General features: G+C 62.5%; 15 protein-coding genes. 7 read left to right on the top strand and 8 right to left on the bottom strand.

The window, feature by feature from the left end:
- Nucleotides 1–21: 21 nt before the first annotated feature.
- From C4J91_RS27115 to C4J91_RS27105, 3 genes are read right to left on the bottom strand one after another with little or no spacing between them, the layout of a single operon-like run.
- The gene (locus C4J91_RS27115; RefSeq protein ID WP_124365029.1) at nt 22–693 is read right to left on the bottom strand and encodes a GNAT family N-acetyltransferase; all 672 of its coding nucleotides are present in this window, start codon (nt 691–693) and stop codon (nt 22–24) included.
- 10 nt (nt 694–703) lie between these two features.
- Entirely contained in the window at nt 704–1,150 is a 447-nt protein-coding gene (locus tag C4J91_RS27110) for a GNAT family N-acetyltransferase (RefSeq protein ID WP_124365028.1), read from the bottom strand.
- Nucleotides 1,147–1,785: an FMN-binding negative transcriptional regulator gene (locus C4J91_RS27105; protein WP_124365027.1), complete on the bottom strand. Its 639-nt coding sequence runs from the start codon at nt 1,783–1,785 to the stop codon at nt 1,147–1,149. The genes C4J91_RS27110 and C4J91_RS27105 overlap by 4 nt, the downstream gene beginning before the upstream one ends.
- A 90-nt stretch (nt 1,786–1,875) precedes the next feature.
- On the opposite strand from C4J91_RS27105, the gene C4J91_RS27100 reads away from it, so the two are divergent.
- Nucleotides 1,876–3,426: a PLP-dependent aminotransferase family protein gene (locus C4J91_RS27100; protein ID WP_124365026.1), complete on the top strand. Its 1,551-nt coding sequence runs from the start codon at nt 1,876–1,878 to the stop codon at nt 3,424–3,426.
- 128 nt (nt 3,427–3,554) lie between these two features.
- Here the strand turns inward: C4J91_RS27100 and C4J91_RS27095 are convergent, their stop codons facing one another.
- The 3 genes from C4J91_RS27095 to aspA all read right to left on the bottom strand — a co-directional run bounded on the left by C4J91_RS27095 (nt 3,555) and on the right by aspA (nt 7,881).
- Nucleotides 3,555–4,544, bottom strand: a complete 990-nt coding sequence (locus tag C4J91_RS27095; RefSeq protein WP_256681635.1) for an asparaginase — start codon at nt 4,542–4,544, stop codon at nt 3,555–3,557.
- Nucleotides 4,545–4,613: 69 nt separating this feature from the next.
- Nucleotides 4,614–6,065 carry a sodium:alanine symporter family protein gene (locus tag C4J91_RS27090; RefSeq protein WP_124365025.1) on the bottom strand — a complete coding sequence of 484 codons (1,452 nt, stop codon included), beginning with the start codon at nt 6,063–6,065 and terminating at the stop codon, nt 4,614–4,616.
- Between the two features lie 391 nt (nt 6,066–6,456).
- Nucleotides 6,457–7,881, bottom strand: a complete 1,425-nt coding sequence (gene aspA, locus C4J91_RS27085) for an aspartate ammonia-lyase (protein ID WP_124365024.1) — start codon at nt 7,879–7,881, stop codon at nt 6,457–6,459.
- Between the two features lie 181 nt (nt 7,882–8,062).
- On the opposite strand from aspA, the gene C4J91_RS27080 reads away from it, so the two are divergent.
- From C4J91_RS27080 to C4J91_RS27060, 5 genes are all read left to right on the top strand, one after another.
- A complete protein-coding gene (locus C4J91_RS27080; protein ID WP_057726084.1) occupies nt 8,063–8,971 on the top strand; it encodes a LysR substrate-binding domain-containing protein in 909 nt (302 codons plus the stop codon).
- 332 nt (nt 8,972–9,303) lie between these two features.
- Entirely contained in the window at nt 9,304–9,795 is a 492-nt protein-coding gene (gene purE, locus C4J91_RS27075) for a 5-(carboxyamino)imidazole ribonucleotide mutase (protein WP_003195648.1), read from the top strand.
- An 11-nt stretch (nt 9,796–9,806) separates the two neighbouring features.
- On the top strand, nt 9,807–10,892 hold the full coding sequence (locus C4J91_RS27070; protein WP_124365023.1) for a 5-(carboxyamino)imidazole ribonucleotide synthase: 1,086 nt from the start codon (nt 9,807–9,809) through the stop codon (nt 10,890–10,892).
- Between the two features lie 105 nt (nt 10,893–10,997).
- Nucleotides 10,998–11,243: a GlsB/YeaQ/YmgE family stress response membrane protein gene (locus C4J91_RS27065; protein ID WP_057006311.1), complete on the top strand. Its 246-nt coding sequence runs from the start codon at nt 10,998–11,000 to the stop codon at nt 11,241–11,243.
- Nucleotides 11,244–11,320: 77 nt separating this feature from the next.
- On the top strand, nt 11,321–11,857 hold the full coding sequence (locus C4J91_RS27060) for a DUF3299 domain-containing protein (protein WP_124365022.1): 537 nt from the start codon (nt 11,321–11,323) through the stop codon (nt 11,855–11,857).
- Between the two features lie 120 nt (nt 11,858–11,977).
- Here C4J91_RS27060 and C4J91_RS27055 read toward each other — a convergent pair whose 3' ends face one another.
- Nucleotides 11,978–12,877, bottom strand: a complete 900-nt coding sequence (locus C4J91_RS27055; protein WP_124365021.1) for a D-hexose-6-phosphate mutarotase — start codon at nt 12,875–12,877, stop codon at nt 11,978–11,980.
- A gap of 58 nt (nt 12,878–12,935) precedes the next feature.
- Nucleotides 12,936–13,340 carry an acyl-CoA thioesterase gene (locus tag C4J91_RS27050; RefSeq protein WP_003176975.1) on the bottom strand — a complete coding sequence of 135 codons (405 nt, stop codon included), beginning with the start codon at nt 13,338–13,340 and terminating at the stop codon, nt 12,936–12,938.
- A gap of 405 nt (nt 13,341–13,745) precedes the next feature.
- Here C4J91_RS27050 and C4J91_RS27045 point away from each other — a divergent pair, with 405 nt between their 5' ends.
- The gene (locus tag C4J91_RS27045) at nt 13,746–15,035 is read left to right on the top strand and encodes an MFS transporter (protein WP_124365020.1); all 1,290 of its coding nucleotides are present in this window, start codon (nt 13,746–13,748) and stop codon (nt 15,033–15,035) included.
- Nucleotides 15,036–15,048: the final 13 nt, after the last annotated feature.

The raw sequence follows: 15,048 nt of genomic DNA, 5'->3' as shown, positions 1-15,048 counted from the left end.
CATTGGGGCAAGCCCCTCGTTTCAATTTCTGCACTCGGCCAGTGTTTTCAGCTGCCCGGAGCTGGTCTGGTTAGCCTCCGACAGCCACTGTTCGAACCCCGCGTCAATCGCCGGCCATTCCGAATCCAGTATAGAAAACCATGCCGTATCGCGGTTCTGGCCCTTGACCACCATGTGCTGGCGGAATACCCCTTCGAAACTGAAACCCAGGCGCTCGGCTGCGTATCGGGAGCGGGCGTTGCCGTTGTTGCATTTCCATTCCAGGCGACGGTAGCCCTGCTCGAACGCATACTTGGCCAGCAGATACACCGCCTCGGTGCTTTTCGGCGAGCGCTGCATCGGGGCGCCGAAGGTGACATGGCCGATTTCGATACGGCCCTGGGACGGGACGATAGACATCAAACTCAGGATGCCCTGCACCTCATCGTTGGCGCGGTCGACCACACTGAAGAAATACGGGTCGGTGCTGGCCGCGTGGTTGTTCAACCACACATCGAACGCGGCGCGCTCGGCAAACGGGCCGTAAGGCAGATAGTCCCACAACTTGGGGTCGGCGCCGGGGCCTTCGAGGGCTTGCCACAGTTGATCGGCGTGGCGCGCGGGGTCGAGTTTGACCAGGCGGACAAAACGTCCTTCGAGCAGTTGAGCCGTGGGCGCCGGAACGCCTTTCCAGTCAGCGAGGGAGGTGGGCATGTTGCGCTCCTTAAAGGGCTTTGCGAAATTGAATTAAACCTGGGCGTTCAGCGATGCGCTCATAGAGCTGGATCGCCGTGGCGTTGGTCTCGTGGGTCAGCCAATGCACTTTGCCGCAGCCATCTGCCTTGGCCGTGGCATAGACGAACTCGATCAGTTTGCGACCGACGCCGGTGCCGCGTTGGGCCGAGTCCACGAGCAGGTCCTGCAGGTAGCAGGAGTTCTCGATGCTCCAGTTGGAGCGATGGTAGATGAAGTTGACCATGCCCACCGCCTTGCCGTCCTGCCAGGCCAGCGCCGAATGGGTCGGCTCGTCGGCGTCGACCAGGCGTTGCCAGGTACTTTGGCTGACTGCGTCCGGCAATTGCGTGTTGTAGAACGTCAAATACGCCTGCCACAGCGGTAACCAGGCGGTGTGGTCGGCGGCGCTGACCTGGCGAATCTCGAGCGGGCTCATTCTGGAACTCCTTGGGGCATAAAGCGGGCGAGGGTCTGGTCACGTACATCGACACTGGTGGCCAGGCCGTTGCGCACGCCGGCGATGTCAGCCGCGCTGCGGTTTTGGCTGAGTTTGCGTTTGCCGATCAGGCGATCGATGGGCAGCGCGAAGCCGACGATGGCCTTGAGCATGCTGTCAATGTAGCCGGCCGGCGCGTCGCTGACTTTCCAGGGCTGGTCGCGAGCGCTTTCATGGCGATCGGTGAGCGCGCTGACCAGGCCCAGCAGGCGCTCGGCGTCGGTGAACACATCGGCCTTGCCGTAGGCGTGCACCGCCAGGTAATTCCAGGTCGGTACCACTTTGCCGTGCTCGGCCTTGGCCGGGTAGAACGCCGGGCTGATATAGGCCTCGGCGCCGGCGAAGATCACCAGGGCGTCGCTGCCGTTCTGCAAGTCCTGCCATTGCCGATTGGCCTTGGCCAGGTGCCCGTAGAGCGTGCCGCTGGGGCCTTCGTTGGGGTTGAGCAGCAGCGGCAGGTGGCTGGCTTGCAAGCCATGCTCCCCAAAGGTCACCACCTGCGCCAGGCGAGTGTGCTGGATCAGTTGGTGCAGTTCGGGCAAGTCATCAAGGGCGAAGGCGTTGGGTGTATACATGATTTTTTCCTTGGCGAATGCGTTCATCCTAGGCAGGCTAATGGTTCGATGTAAGAGCCATCTCGGGTCAATTTCATAGGTCCAATTGCCATGTTGCCGATAGAGCCGCCGCTGTCTTTCAACCCCGCCGGCATTGAGCTGGATCGGCGCCAGGGGCTGACACGTCAGTTGTACCAGGCGTTGCGTCAGCGTGTACTGGACGGGCGCCTAGTCAGCGGCACGCGGCTGCCCGCCAGCCGCGATTTGGCTGCTGCCCTGGCGATATCCCGCAACAGCGTAGTGCGCGCCTATGACCAGCTGTATGCCGAGGGGTTTATCGAGGCTCGGGTAGGTGATGGCACTTACGTTGCGCAGTTGCCGCACACCCCGGCCCGCGTCGCAAAATTATCCACAAAACCATCCACAGGCTTATCAACAGGCTTATCCCCAGGGTTATCCACAAATTCTCGCCGTTCAGCCGATATTTCCAGCCAAAAAGTTATCCACAGTTCGGCGCTGGAACGCCTGGACCGGCACCATTTGCCCCGTCCCCCCGGCGGCCCGCCACGCGCGTTTCGGGTGGGCATACCGGCGTTCGATCTGTTCCCGTTTGAGGTGTGGGCCAAGCTGAACGCGGCATTCTGGCGCCGACCCGACCTGCAACACCTGTGTTACGGCGACCCGGCCGGCGACTGGCGCCTGCGCGGGTTGATCGCCGCCTACCTGCGCAGTTCGCGGGGTTTGCAGTGTGGCGCTGAGCAAATTGTGATCACCAGTGGCGCGCAGCAGGCCATCAGCCTTTGTGCACAGCTGCTGGTGGAGCCGGGCGATGGCGTGGCTGTTGAAAATCCAGGCTATCGCGCCGCCGGGCATGCCTTCGCGATTGCGGGGGCACACTTGCATGGCGTGGCGGTGAATGCCGAGGGCATCGATTGTGCGGCGCTGTCGAGGCTGGACGGTTGCCGCCTGGCGTATGTCACGCCGTCCCACCAGTACCCGACCGGGGTGGTGATGAGCCTGGCCCGGCGCCTGGAGCTGCTGGCGTGGGCCGAACGCAGCGATGGCTGGATCGTCGAGGACGATTACGACGGCGAGTACCGCTACAGCGGCGCACCGTTGGCGCCCTTGGCTGCGCTGGATCGCAGCGGGCGCGTGCTGTACGTGGGCACGTTCGGCAAGGTGGCGTTTCCGGCCCTGCGCCTGGGTTACCTGGTGCTGCCCGCAGGCCTGGTGCAGGCCTTCGCCCAGCGCCGCGCGGTGGATGTGCGGCATTCGGAAATCAGCACCCAGGTGGTGATGGCCGAGTTCATGGCGGCCGGGCATTTTCAGCGGCATATCCGGCGCATGCGCCGCGCGGCATCGAGTCGCCGTGATGCGGTGCTGGCCGGTTGGCCGCAGGGTGTGGCCGGCCTTGGCGATTTACCGGCGATGACGGCGGGGCTGCACTTCATGGTCAAGGTCAACAGCATCGAGCGCGAGCAGGCCTTGGTTGCCAGGGCTGAAGCGGCCGATGTCGAGGTCAATGCCCTGAGCCGCTACTGGTTGCCCGATTCCACCGGCCCGACAGACGCGCAGGCAGGGCTGGTGCTGGGCTTCGCCGCTGTGCCGCCTGCCGCGATCGCCCAGGCCCTGGCGCGTTTACGCCAGGCCTGGGCTGGCTGAACGCGGCCGCTCACCTTCCCGATTTGATCTGGCACTGATGAGCAGCGCATAACCGAGCAAGCCGTAAGACGAGACGTGCATGCGCCGCCCGGCCAGAGCGTGTAGGGGTGCTTATCTATGCGTCGGTGTCAGTCCAGTTCGCCACACAGGTTGACGGCCACCAATTGGCGAATGACATCCGCCGCCAGACCGGCGCCGACCAGCGCGTTGAGCTTGCCCAACGCGGTTTCCCGGGTCATGCCCGCGCCCGAGACAACGCCCGCGCTTCGCAGGCGGCTGCCCGCTTCGTACACGTCCAGTTCCACGCCGCCTTCATGGCATTGGGTGATTGCCACCACCACGATGCCGGCGTCCCGTGCCCGCTCGAGGCTGGCGAGAAACGCGGGATTGTCGCTCGGCCCGGTGCCGCTGCCGAAGCACTCGAGCACCAGGGCCTGGATGCCACTGCCGAGCAAACCATCAAGCTGCGCAGGCGTGATGCCCGGCACCAACGGCAGCACGCCGATGCAGGCCGCCGCCTTGTCCTGGCGATAATCCAGCGTGCCCGGCACCGAGTCGGCACGGGCGACACCGCCCTGGCGTTGCAAGGTGGCGAACGGCTTGCGGCCGAAGCTGCGGATTTTCGCGCAACGGGTCGGCGCCAGCAGCTCACCATGGAAGTACAGCTGCACCCCCGGCGCCAGGCCTTCACCGAGTGCCGCAAGGGCGCCGCCCAGGTTTTCCCAGGCGTCGCTGTCCGGCACACCGGCCGGCAGCATCGAACCGGTAAACAGCACCGGTGCCGGCAAACCCAGCAGTTGGAAGCTCATCGCGGCGGCGCTGTAGGCCAGGGTGTCAGTACCGTGCAGGATCAGCACCGCATCGCAGCCGGCGTCGATCGCCTCGACCACCGCCACACGCAGGCGTTGCCAGTAAGCCGGAGTCATGTTGGCGCTGTCGATCAGCGGCGCCATTTCGCGAAAGCGCCACGTAGGCACGGTGAGTTGCGGTTGGCTGGCGAGGTAGTCGCTCATCCGCGCTTCAAACCCCGAAGCGGGTGCCAGGCCGTTGGCACTGGCCTGCATGCCAATGGTGCCGCCGGTATAGAGCACCATGACGTGCTGGGCGGGTTGGGTCATTTGATTCTCCTGAACGAAAAACGCCGCGAGGCCCAGAGCATGCCCAAGGCCTCGCGGCGTGTCATCTGCTTAGCGTTGTGCCTGGGCGTTCAGTTCAGCAGTGGCCTGCACGGCAGGGTCCGGCTTCACCGGATTGGCCGGCCAGGCCTTGCGGTCCAGGTCCAGGTCGGGGAACTGGCTGGAGTCGAACACCGGGGTCTTGATGCCTGCGGCGCGCTGGTTGTCGTAGTCGTTCAGGACGCGCATGGCGATCTTGAACAGGAACGCCAGGGCGAACAGATTGACGAACGCCAGCATGGTCATGGTGATGTCGGCGAAGGCGAACACGGTGCCCAGGTTCTCGATGGAACCCCAGAAAATCAGCACCAGCACCAATGCGCGGTAGCCCATCAGCACCTTGCGGTTGTTGCCGACCAAGAAGCGCAGGTTGCTCTCGCCCAGGTAGTAGTTGTACATGATCGACGTGAACACGAACAACGCCAGGGCCACCGAGATGAACATGCGGCCCCAGTCACCCACCACTGCCGCCAGGGAGTTCTGGGTCAGGGCAATGCCGTCGCCTTCGAAGCCTGGGGTGTAGAAGCCGGACAGCAGGATCAGCAAAGCGGTGCAGGTGCAGATCACAAAGGTGTCGAGGAACACGCTGAACGCTTGCACCACACCCTGGGCGATCGGGTGTTCCACCGACGCTACGGCTGCCACGTTAGGCGCGCTGCCCAGGCCGGCTTCGTTGGCAAACACGCCACGTTTGACGCCCATGATGATCGCGCTGCCCACCAGGCCACCGAAGGCCTGGTCGAGGCCGAACGCGCTCTTGACGATCGTCGCGAGCATGGCCGGCACGTGGTCGAATTGCAGCACGATCACGTACAGGGTCACGGCGATGTAGACCAGGGTCTTGACCGGTACCAGCAGGTCGGCGATCGAGGCGATACGCTTGATCCCGCCGATGAACACCAGGCCCAGCAGCACCGCCAGCGCGAGGCCGGTGTAGGTGGTGTCGAGGCCGAAGGCGTTATTCAGCGAGTGGGTCACGGCATGGGCTTGCAGGCCGTTGAAGGCGAAACCGAAGGTCACCAGCAACAGGAACGCCATCACCATTCCCAGCCAGCGTTTGTGCAGGCCGTGCTGGATGTAATAAGCCGGCCCGCCACGGTAGGTGCCCTCGGCGTCGGTGCGCTTGTACAACTGGCCCAGGGAGCACTCGATGAAGCTCGAAGACATGCCCACCAGCGCGGTGACCCACATCCAGAACACGGCACCGGGGCCGCCCAGGGTCACGGCAATGCCGACGCCGGCGATATTACCGGCACCGACGCGGCCCGCCAGGCTGAGCATCAGCGCCTGGAATGAACTGAGTTGGCCGGAGCTGCTCTTGAGGCTGTCGCGAAACACCGAGAACATGTGGAAAAAGTGACGCAACTGCACGAAACGCGAGCGAATCGTGAAATAACCGCCGAGCCCGACAATGAGCACGATCAGTACTTTCCCTGAGAGGAAGTCGTTGATGACTTCGAGCATGGAGTGTTCCTCGCTGATTTTTCTAATGGCAAACGCAGGACGGTCCGACACATCGTATGGCACCAGGCAGTGCACGACGTTCGACCCCAATCCTTTTGCGGGTGTTGTTATTCATGCGGTTTCGCGTTGTACCCGGGCCTCGTTACCGACGGCCGCAGACGCGAGAGGGGCGGCACTATACCTAGGCGAATGTGATCCGTCTGCCTGGGCCGATTAAAGGTTTCAGCCAAGCCGTTACAGGAGAGGTGGGTTTGCGGTGCGATATTGGATTTTTTATGGGCGTCATTTCACAACCTCAGAGCAAAAAAAAGGGCCTGAAGAACGAGCCTTCAGGCCCTCAAAAGGTGAGAGGTGTCTAGTCCCTCAACCTGGTGAGCGGTGCAACAAACACTTAGGCCTTCAACGGGACCAAGCGTGGAGCGATCATGTTTTCGGGGCGCAGGATGTCGTCGAGCATGGCGTCGTCGAGCAAGCCTTCTTCGCGCACCAGTTCCAGCACGCCGCGGCCGCTTTCAAGGGCGATACGCGCGATGCGGGTGGCGTTTTCATAGCCGATGTAAGGGTTCAGCGCGGTGACCAGGCCGATGGAGTGTTCCACCAGTTCGCGGCAGCGTGTTTCGTTGGCGGTGATGCCGACAATGCAATGCTCGCGCAGCATGTCCATGGCGCGTTGCAGCAGGCGGATCGAGTCGAAGATCTTGAACGCGATCAGCGGCTCCATCACGTTCAACTGCAGTTGGCCGCCTTCGGCTGCCATGGTCAGCGCCAGGTCGTTGCCGATGACCTGGAATGCCACCTGGTTCACCGCTTCCGGGATCACCGGGTTGACCTTGCCGGGCATGATCGAGCTGCCTGGCTGGCGTGCCGGCAGGTTGATCTCGTTGATGCCGGTGCGCGGGCCGCTGGACAGCAGGCGCAGGTCATTGCAGATCTTCGACAGCTTCACGGCGGTACGCTTGAGCATGCCCGAGAACAGCACGAAGGCGCCCATGTCGGAGGTGGCTTCGATCAAGTCGGCAGCCGGTACCAGCGGCTGGCCGCTGATCAGGGCCAGGCGTTGCACGGCCAGGGCCTGGTAGCGCGGGTCGGCATTGATGCCGGTACCGATGGCGGTGCCGCCCAGGTTCACTTCGGTCAACAGCTCCGGCGCCAGGGTTTTCAGGCGGGCCAGGTCTTCACCGAGGGTAGTGGCGAAGGCGCGGAATTCCTGGCCGAGGGTCATCGGCACGGCGTCTTGCAATTGGGTACGGCCCATTTTCAACACATGCCCGAACTCGACGCCTTTGGCGGCGAACGCCTGGATCAGGCTGTCGAGGCTGGCCAGCAGCGCGTCATGGCCCAGCAGCAGACCCAGGCGGATCGCGGTCGGGTAGGCGTCGTTGGTCGACTGCGCCATGTTCACGTCGTTATTGGGGTGCAGGTATTGATACTCGCCCTTCTGGTGGCCCATGGCCTCCAGCGCGATGTTGGCGATGACTTCGTTGGCATTCATGTTGGTTGAAGTGCCGGCGCCGCCTTGAATCATGTCCACCACGAACTCTTCGTGGAAATCGCCGCGGATCAGGCGGGCACAGGCTTCGCTGATGGCCGCGTGCTTGGCTTCGCTGAGTTGGCCCAGTTCGCGGTTGGCGTCAGCGGCTGCTTGCTTGACCATTGCCAGGCCGACCACCAATTTCGGGTAATGCGAAATCGGAACGCCCGAGAGGCGGAAGTTATTCACCGCTCGCAGGGTCTGGATGCCGTAATACGCTTGAGCGGGTACTTCGAGTACGCCAAGCAGGTCTTTTTCTGTGCGGAAAGATGCAGCGGAGGACATGACGGAAATCATCTCGATATGGACCCGGAACTGGCCGGAACGCTGCGAATGCTAGGCTTGTAGAAGTTTTTGGGCCAATGCTGTTAAACACTGGCCTATGCACAAACGGCATAATGTGGATGTGACCCGGTTACCATGACGGGCGTGTGTGCCAAAATGGTGCATTCCCGTGGAGGCAGTGATGAACCTTGAAAGCAAATGGCTGGAAGACTTCAGCGCCTTGGCGGCGACGCGCAGTTTTTCCCAGGCGGCGGAGCGGCGCTTTGTCACCCAGCCGGCGTTCAGCCGACGCATTCGCAGCCTGGAGGCCGCGTTGGGCTTGACCCTGGTCAACCGATCGCGCACGCCGGTGGAGCTGACGGCGGCGGGCCAGTTGTTCCTGGTCACCGCACGCACGGTGGTCGAGCAGCTCGGTGAAGTGCTGCGCCATTTACATCACCTGGAAGGCGGGCAGGGCGAAGTCATGCAAGTGGCAGCCGCGCACTCCCTGGCGCTGGGCTTTTTCCCACGCTGGATCGCGCAGTTGCGCAATGAAGGCCTGAACATCGCCACGCGGCTGGTGGCGACCAACGTCGGCGATGCCGTGCATGCGCTGCGCGAAGGCGGTTGCGACCTGATGCTGGCGTTCTATGACCCGGATGCGGCGATGCAGATGGACGCGGAGATCTTTCCCTCGCTGCACTTGGGCAATACCGAAATGCTCCCGGTGTGCGCCGCCGATGCGGACGGAAAACCGTTGTTCGACCTCGAAGGCGAGGGCAGCGTGCCTTTGCTGGCCTACAGCGCCGGCGCGTTCCTGGGCCGTTCGGTGAACTTACTGCTGCGCCAGCGCGCCCTGCGTTTCACGACGATCTACGAGACGGCCATGGCCGACAGCCTCAAAAGCATGGCGTTGGAAGGATTGGGTATCGCCTGGGTGCCGCAATTGAGCGTGCGGGCGGAGCTGGCCCGGGGCGAATTGGTGGTGTGTGGCGGATCGCAGTGGCACGTGCCGCTGGAGATTCGGCTGTACCGCTGTGCGCTGGTGCGCAAGGCGAATGTGCGGTTGTTGTGGCGCAAGCTGGAAGGTGGCGCGGCACAGAATACCTGAGCCGAACACAGGTCAAATGTGGGAGGGGGCTTGCTCCCGATTGCGGTGTGTCAGGCACTGGAAATGTCACTGATACACCGCTATCGGGAGCAAGCCCCCTCCCACAGGGTTTTGTGGTGATTTGGCTGACTCTTAAGTCAATAAAACCGCCACTTTGCACCGCTGGGCAGATGGTCGTCCAAGGGGCTGTTTATCTGGATTATTACGGTATACTGCGCGGCCTTCGGCCGGTCCAACCGGCCTTAATTCGTACACCAAGCCACGCCGGATTTCCCGCGTGGCTTGTTGTTTTTTGACGCGCCTGCGGGCGCCCAGAGAGAAGAGGCACGACGATGAGTGCATTGGTTGGCGTGATCATGGGCTCCAAGTCCGATTGGTCCACCCTTAGCCACACCGCCGATATGCTGGAAAAACTCGGCATTCCGTATGAAGTGAAGGTGGTCTCCGCTCACCGCACCCCGGACCTGCTGTTCCAGTATGCCGATGAAGCAGAATCCCGTGGCATCGAGGTGATCATCGCCGGTGCCGGTGGTGCGGCGCACTTGCCAGGCATGTGTGCAGCCAAGACTCACCTGCCCGTGCTTGGCGTTCCGGTGCAGTCGTCGATGCTCTCGGGCGTGGATTCGCTGTTGTCCATCGTGCAGATGCCCGCCGGCATCCCGGTGGCGACCCTGGCGATCGGCAAGGCCGGCGCGATCAACGCCGCGTTGCTGTCCGCCAGCATCCTGGGCGCCAAGCATCCGCAGTTTCACGCGGTGCTGAAAAAATTCCGTGCTGAGCAGACAGACAGCGTGCTGGACAATCCAGACCCACGTATCGCCTGAGGTTGTTGACGATGAAAATCGGTGTAATCGGTGGCGGCCAACTGGGTCGCATGCTCGCTCTGGCGGGAACCCCGCTGGGGATGAATTTCGCTTTCCTGGACCCGGCGCCGGACGCTTGCGCGGCCGCCTTGGGTGAACACCTGCGCGCGGACTACAGCGACCCGGACCACCTGCGCCAGTTGGCCGACGAAGTCGACCTGGTGACCTTCGAGTTCGAAAGCGTCCCGGCCGAAACCGTGGCCTTCCTGTCGCAGTTCGTACCGGTGTACCCGAGCGCCGAAGCCCTGCGCATCGCGCGCGACCGCTGGTTCGAAAAGAGCATGTTCAAGGACCTGGGCATCCCGACGCCGGCCTTCGCTGATATCCAGTCCCAGGCGGACCTGGACGCCGCCGTCGCCAGTATCGGCCTGCCGGCCGTGCTGAAAACCCGCACCCTGGGCTATGACGGCAAGGGCCAGAAAGTGCTGCGCACCGCTGCCGATGTAGTTGGCACCTTCGCCGAGCTGGGCAGCGTCGCCTGCCTGCTGGAAGGCTTTGTGCCGTTTACCGGCGAAGTCTCGTTGATCGCCGTGCGCGCCCGTGATGGCGAAACCCGTTTCTACCCGTTGGTGCACAACACCCACGTCAACGGCATCCTCAAGCTCTCCGTGGCCAGCACTGACCACCCGCTGCAGGCGCTGGCCGAAGACTACTCCAGCCGCGTGCTCAAGCAGCTGGATTACGTCGGCGTGATGGCGTTCGAGTTCTTTGAAGTCGATGGTGGCCTCAAGGCCAACGAAATCGCCCCGCGCGTGCACAACTCCGGGCACTGGACCACCGAAGGCGCCGAGTGCAGCCAGTTCGAAAACCACCTGCGGGCGGTGGCGGGCTTGCCGTTGGGCTCCACGGCCAAGGTGGGCGAGAGCGCCATGCTCAACTTCATCGGCGTGGTACCGCCGGTTGAGCGGGTAATGGCGATCGACGATTGCCATGTGCATCACTACGGCAAGGCCTTCAAGGCCGGGCGCAAGGTGGGTCACGCCAACCTGCGCTGCAAGGACCGCGCGACCCTTCAGGCGCAGATCCTCAAGGTCGAAGCCTTGATCGCCGAACAATAAGCCGCGCCGCCACGGGAACCATTAAGGCTCGGCGTCTCTCTGATTGCAGGATGCCGAAGTCTGACTAGGCTTTGGCATGTCTCATACCAATCAGAGGGAAATGCCATGGGTATTATCGGAACCATTTTTATCGGCTTGATCGTCGGCCTGCTGGCGCGTTTCCTCAAGCCTGGCGACGACAGCATGGGCTGGATCATGACCATCCTGCTGGGTATCGCCGGCTCCCTGGCCGCGACCTATGGCGGCCAGGCCCTGGGGATCTACCAGGCCGGTCAAGGCGCAGGCTTTATCGGCGCGCTGGTCGGTGCCATTGTGCTGCTGGTGATCTACGGCCTGATCAAAAGGAAGTAACCAGCCGACAAAGTCCTCTGCGCTGCGCAGGCGCAGAGGGCTAGAATGCTCGCCACCTGAACTTGCCGAGCCTCTGCATGCGCCATCTTTTGTTGACTCTCCTCTTGCTGGGCCCAGGCCTGGTACACGCTGGCGAACTGCCGGAAACCGACTGGCTGGACCTGATGCCACTGTCGGATCAGAAAGCCCTCGAGGCCATGCCCGAGATCGATCACAACTCCCCCGAAGCCCAAGGCACCTTTACCGATAAAGGCGGCTTGAAGCAGAGCAAAGGCTTGCCGGCGGTGATGTATTCCACCAAGACCGTGGCGGCCATGAACGGCAAGAACATCCGTATCGGCGGCTACCCGGTGCCGTTGGAAACCGACGCCAAGGGCCGCAGCACGCTGTTTTTCCTGGTGCCCTACCCAGGCGCCTGCATCCACGTGCCGCCACCGCCGCCTAACCAACTGGTGCTGGTGCGGTATCCGAAGGGTTTGAAGCTGGAGGATATCTATACGCCGCTGTGGGTCACGGGCACGTTGAAGGTAGAGAAGGTGAACAACGATCTGGCGGATGCGGCGTATGCGCTGGATGCGGGGAAGGTGAGGGTGGTGAAGGAGTCGGATCTCTAAAATCACACCACAAATCAATGTGGGAGGGGGCTTGCCCTCGATAGCGGTGTATCAGTCACCTATGAATTGACTGAACCACCGCAATCGGGGGCAAGCCCCCTCCCACATTTTGATTTTCATCTACAGGGCGATAGTGGTGATGCTCACGCCGAGGGTGTGGCTTTCACCGGGTGCCAAAGCCACCACATCTTCCAGCACATTCGCCGTCTCGATGCACAGCATCCCCTGCCAGCCATCGTCGGCCATGTCATCGAAGGCCTTGGCGCGTTCGGTCCAGGGGTTCCAGATCACCGTCGATTTCGAGCCCTGGCTGGTGAGTTGCATGCGGCGTCCCCAGTCTTTATCGACAATACTCAGTTCAGCCGGCGTATCCAGATAGATGCGGTCGGTCTCGGTGGTGAAGTGCAGCAGGCCGGATTGCTGTTTCTCGGCCCAGCCATCGGCGGTGTCGATGTACGCCGACCCGTCCAGGCCTTCGACCTGCACGTTGCGCACATCGCTGACGGCGAAGTAGGTGTGCAGCGCCTGGCTGAGCGTCACCGTGTCAGTGCCACGGTTATGGCTGGTCAGGTGGATATGCAACTGGTCGTCCAGCACCAGGCTCAGCTTCAAATCGACCGGATGGGGCCAACCAGGAAAGCCGCCGGCGGGTACCGGCAGCACAAGGTCTACCCGCAGCGCTTGGCCTTTCAGCTCGGTCGCGGCTAATGCCCACAGCGCCGTACGCACAAAACCATGGGCACCGGCCGGCTGATCGCTCTGGCGCATGGCCTTAACACTCTGCGGGTTGCGGTCGAATACGCCAAACCACGGCCAGCAAACCGGTACGCCGGTGCGGATGCCTTTGCCTTTTTTGAACACCGCTTCAGGATTCGGCCAGATCAGCGGCTGCTCGCCGTCGCGCTGGTAGCTGAAGAGATGCGCACCCTGTTGGGCCACCATCAATTCGGCGCCGTTGTGGCGGATACGCCAGCAGTCCAGCTCGTCGATTTTCACGGTTTCAACGTGGGGCGTCGGCATATCAAAGCACTCTCAGTGGCAGGCAATGGGGCAATTGACCGTCAAAACCCGGTGAGGTTTAACGCGCGCGCGATGGAACCGAGCGCGTGCGGCCACTACCATCGATGGCGACGAACACGAATACCGCCTCGGTAACCTTGCGCCATTCGCTGGACAGCGGGTCGTCGCTCCACACTTCGACCATCATCTGGATCGAGCTGCGGCCGATTTCCAGGGCCTGGGTATAGAAGGACAACTGCGCGCCCACCGCGACCGGTACCAGGAAGGCCATGCGATCGATAGCCACGGTTGCCACGCGCCCGCCTGCGACCTTGCTGGCCATGGCAGTGCCGGCCAGGTCCATCTGCGCGACCAGCCAGCCACCGAAAATATCGCCAAAACCATTAGTTTCACGCGGAAGCGCGGTGATTTGCAGGGCGAGATCGCCTTGCGGGATAGGATCTTCTTGTTCGAGTTCGATCATGCCGAGGGTGCCTCTGACCCGTGACGCTTCATGGGTATTTCAAGTGGATAGCCGTCTTCTGGAAAAACGTTTCAGCACCAACATACACCGCTCGATGCGTTTCTCGTAAGGCGAACTAAAGGGAAACTCTGCCAAATCGGCTGGATGGCGCCCAACAACGTTTTGGCACAGCAGCCCCTCAAGGCTGGGGTTCCTGCGCTTGCACGGGCGAGTATATCGAGACGCCGGCGCGACGACGACCACCTGAGGCTCATTTGGTCGGTAAATAGACGCTGTATCGGGGCTTTTGCGCGCAACTGTTCTCATGGCGCTGTGCTTTTTCAAGCGATTTGCTATCTTGCCAAACCCGCCGCAAGTCACAGGCGCGCAGTCCTTTACGATGACTACTATAAGAGAAGCCTTGCCATGTCCTCCGTGCCCGCAAGCAGCGCGCAACCTTCGCGCCCGCTGACCCGCAACGACTACAAAACCCTGTCGCTGTCTGCCTTGGGCGGGGCGCTGGAGTTCTACGACTTCATTATTTTCGTGTTTTTCGCCACGGTGGTCGGAAAACTGTTCTTTCCTGTCGACATGCCCGAATGGCTGCGCATGATGCAGACGTTCGGCATCTTCGCGGCCGGCTACCTGGCGCGCCCCCTGGGCGGGATTATCATGGCGCACTTCGGCGACCTGCTGGGCCGCAAGAAAATGTTCACCCTGAGCATCTTCATGATGGCCGTGCCGACCTTGATCATGGGCCTGCTGCCGACCTACGCGCAGATCGGCCTGTGGGCACCGCTCCTGCTCCTGCTGATGCGCATCATCCAGGGCGCGGCGATTGGCGGTGAAGTACCGGGCGCCTGGGTATTCGTCTCCGAACACGTGCCGCCACGCCATATCGGCTACGCCTGCGGCACCCTGACCAGCGGCCTCACCGCCGGCATTCTGCTGGGTTCGCTGGTGGCCACGGCGATCAACTCGATCTACAGCCCGGAGCAGGTTTCAGAGTTTGCCTGGCGTATTCCGTTCCTGCTCGGCGGTGTGTTCGGCTTGCTGTCGGTGTACCTGCGCCGCTGGCTGCATGAAACGCCGATCTTCGCCGAAATGCAGCAACGCAAGACCCTGGCCGCCGAGCTGCCGTTGCGCGCGGTACTGCGCGACCATCGTGGCGCTATCGTGTTGTCGATGCTGCTGACCTGGCTGCTGTCGGCGGGCGTCGTGGTGGTCATCCTGATGACCCCGACCGTGCTGCAGACCGTCTACCACTTCAGCCCCACGGTGGCGTTGCAGGCCAACAGCCTGGCTATTGTCACCCTGAGCCTGGGTTGCATCGCCGCCGGCGCGCTGGCCGACCGCTTCGGCGCCGGCCGGGTGCTGATCAGCGGTTGCGCCTTACTGCTGGCCACGTCCTGGACGCTTTATCACAGCCTGATGGCCCATCCGGACTGGCTGTTCCCGCTGTACGCCTTGACCGGCCTGTTTGTAGGCACTATCGGCGTGGTGCCTTACGTGATGGTGAAAGCTTTCCCGCCGGTGGTGCGCTTCAGCGGCTTGTCGTTTTCCTACAACGTGGCCTACGCCGTGTTCGGCGGGCTGACGCCGCTGGCGGTGTCGCTGCTGATGAAGGAGAGCCCGATGGGGCCGGCGTACTACGTGGCTGTCCTGTGTGTGATGGGGATGGTGGTGGGTGGGTATCTGTGGAAGCGCGGGCGGTAAAACCATCCTCGAC

The sequence above is a fragment of the Pseudomonas sp. R3-52-08 genome (assembly GCF_003851745.1).
Lineage (GTDB): Bacteria > Pseudomonadota > Gammaproteobacteria > Pseudomonadales > Pseudomonadaceae > Aquipseudomonas.
The sequence above is the reverse complement of the archived record's forward strand: the minus strand, read 5'-3'. Positions and strand labels throughout refer to the sequence as shown.

Excerpts from the sequence above, each read along its gene's own strand:
- C4J91_RS27115 (WP_124365029.1), bottom strand. The coding sequence starts at position 693 with ATGCCCACCTCCCTCGCTGACTGGAAAGGCGTTCCGGCGCCCACGGCT.
- C4J91_RS27110 (WP_124365028.1), bottom strand. The coding sequence starts at position 1,150 with ATGAGCCCGCTCGAGATTCGCCAGGTCAGCGCCGCCGACCACACCGCC.
- C4J91_RS27105 (WP_124365027.1), bottom strand. The coding sequence starts at position 1,785 with ATGTATACACCCAACGCCTTCGCCCTTGATGACTTGCCCGAACTGCAC.
- C4J91_RS27100 (WP_124365026.1), top strand. The coding sequence starts at position 1,876 with ATGTTGCCGATAGAGCCGCCGCTGTCTTTCAACCCCGCCGGCATTGAG.
- C4J91_RS27095 (WP_256681635.1), bottom strand. The coding sequence starts at position 4,544 with ATGACCCAACCCGCCCAGCACGTCATGGTGCTCTATACCGGCGGCACC.
- C4J91_RS27090 (WP_124365025.1), bottom strand. The coding sequence starts at position 6,065 with ATGCTCGAAGTCATCAACGACTTCCTCTCAGGGAAAGTACTGATCGTG.
- aspA (WP_124365024.1), bottom strand. The coding sequence starts at position 7,881 with ATGTCCTCCGCTGCATCTTTCCGCACAGAAAAAGACCTGCTTGGCGTA.
- C4J91_RS27080 (WP_057726084.1), top strand. The coding sequence starts at position 8,063 with ATGAACCTTGAAAGCAAATGGCTGGAAGACTTCAGCGCCTTGGCGGCG.
- purE (WP_003195648.1), top strand. The coding sequence starts at position 9,304 with ATGAGTGCATTGGTTGGCGTGATCATGGGCTCCAAGTCCGATTGGTCC.
- C4J91_RS27070 (WP_124365023.1), top strand. The coding sequence starts at position 9,807 with ATGAAAATCGGTGTAATCGGTGGCGGCCAACTGGGTCGCATGCTCGCT.
- C4J91_RS27065 (WP_057006311.1), top strand. The coding sequence starts at position 10,998 with ATGGGTATTATCGGAACCATTTTTATCGGCTTGATCGTCGGCCTGCTG.
- C4J91_RS27060 (WP_124365022.1), top strand. The coding sequence starts at position 11,321 with ATGCGCCATCTTTTGTTGACTCTCCTCTTGCTGGGCCCAGGCCTGGTA.
- C4J91_RS27055 (WP_124365021.1), bottom strand. The coding sequence starts at position 12,877 with ATGCCGACGCCCCACGTTGAAACCGTGAAAATCGACGAGCTGGACTGC.
- C4J91_RS27050 (WP_003176975.1), bottom strand. The coding sequence starts at position 13,340 with ATGATCGAACTCGAACAAGAAGATCCTATCCCGCAAGGCGATCTCGCC.
- C4J91_RS27045 (WP_124365020.1), top strand. The coding sequence starts at position 13,746 with ATGTCCTCCGTGCCCGCAAGCAGCGCGCAACCTTCGCGCCCGCTGACC.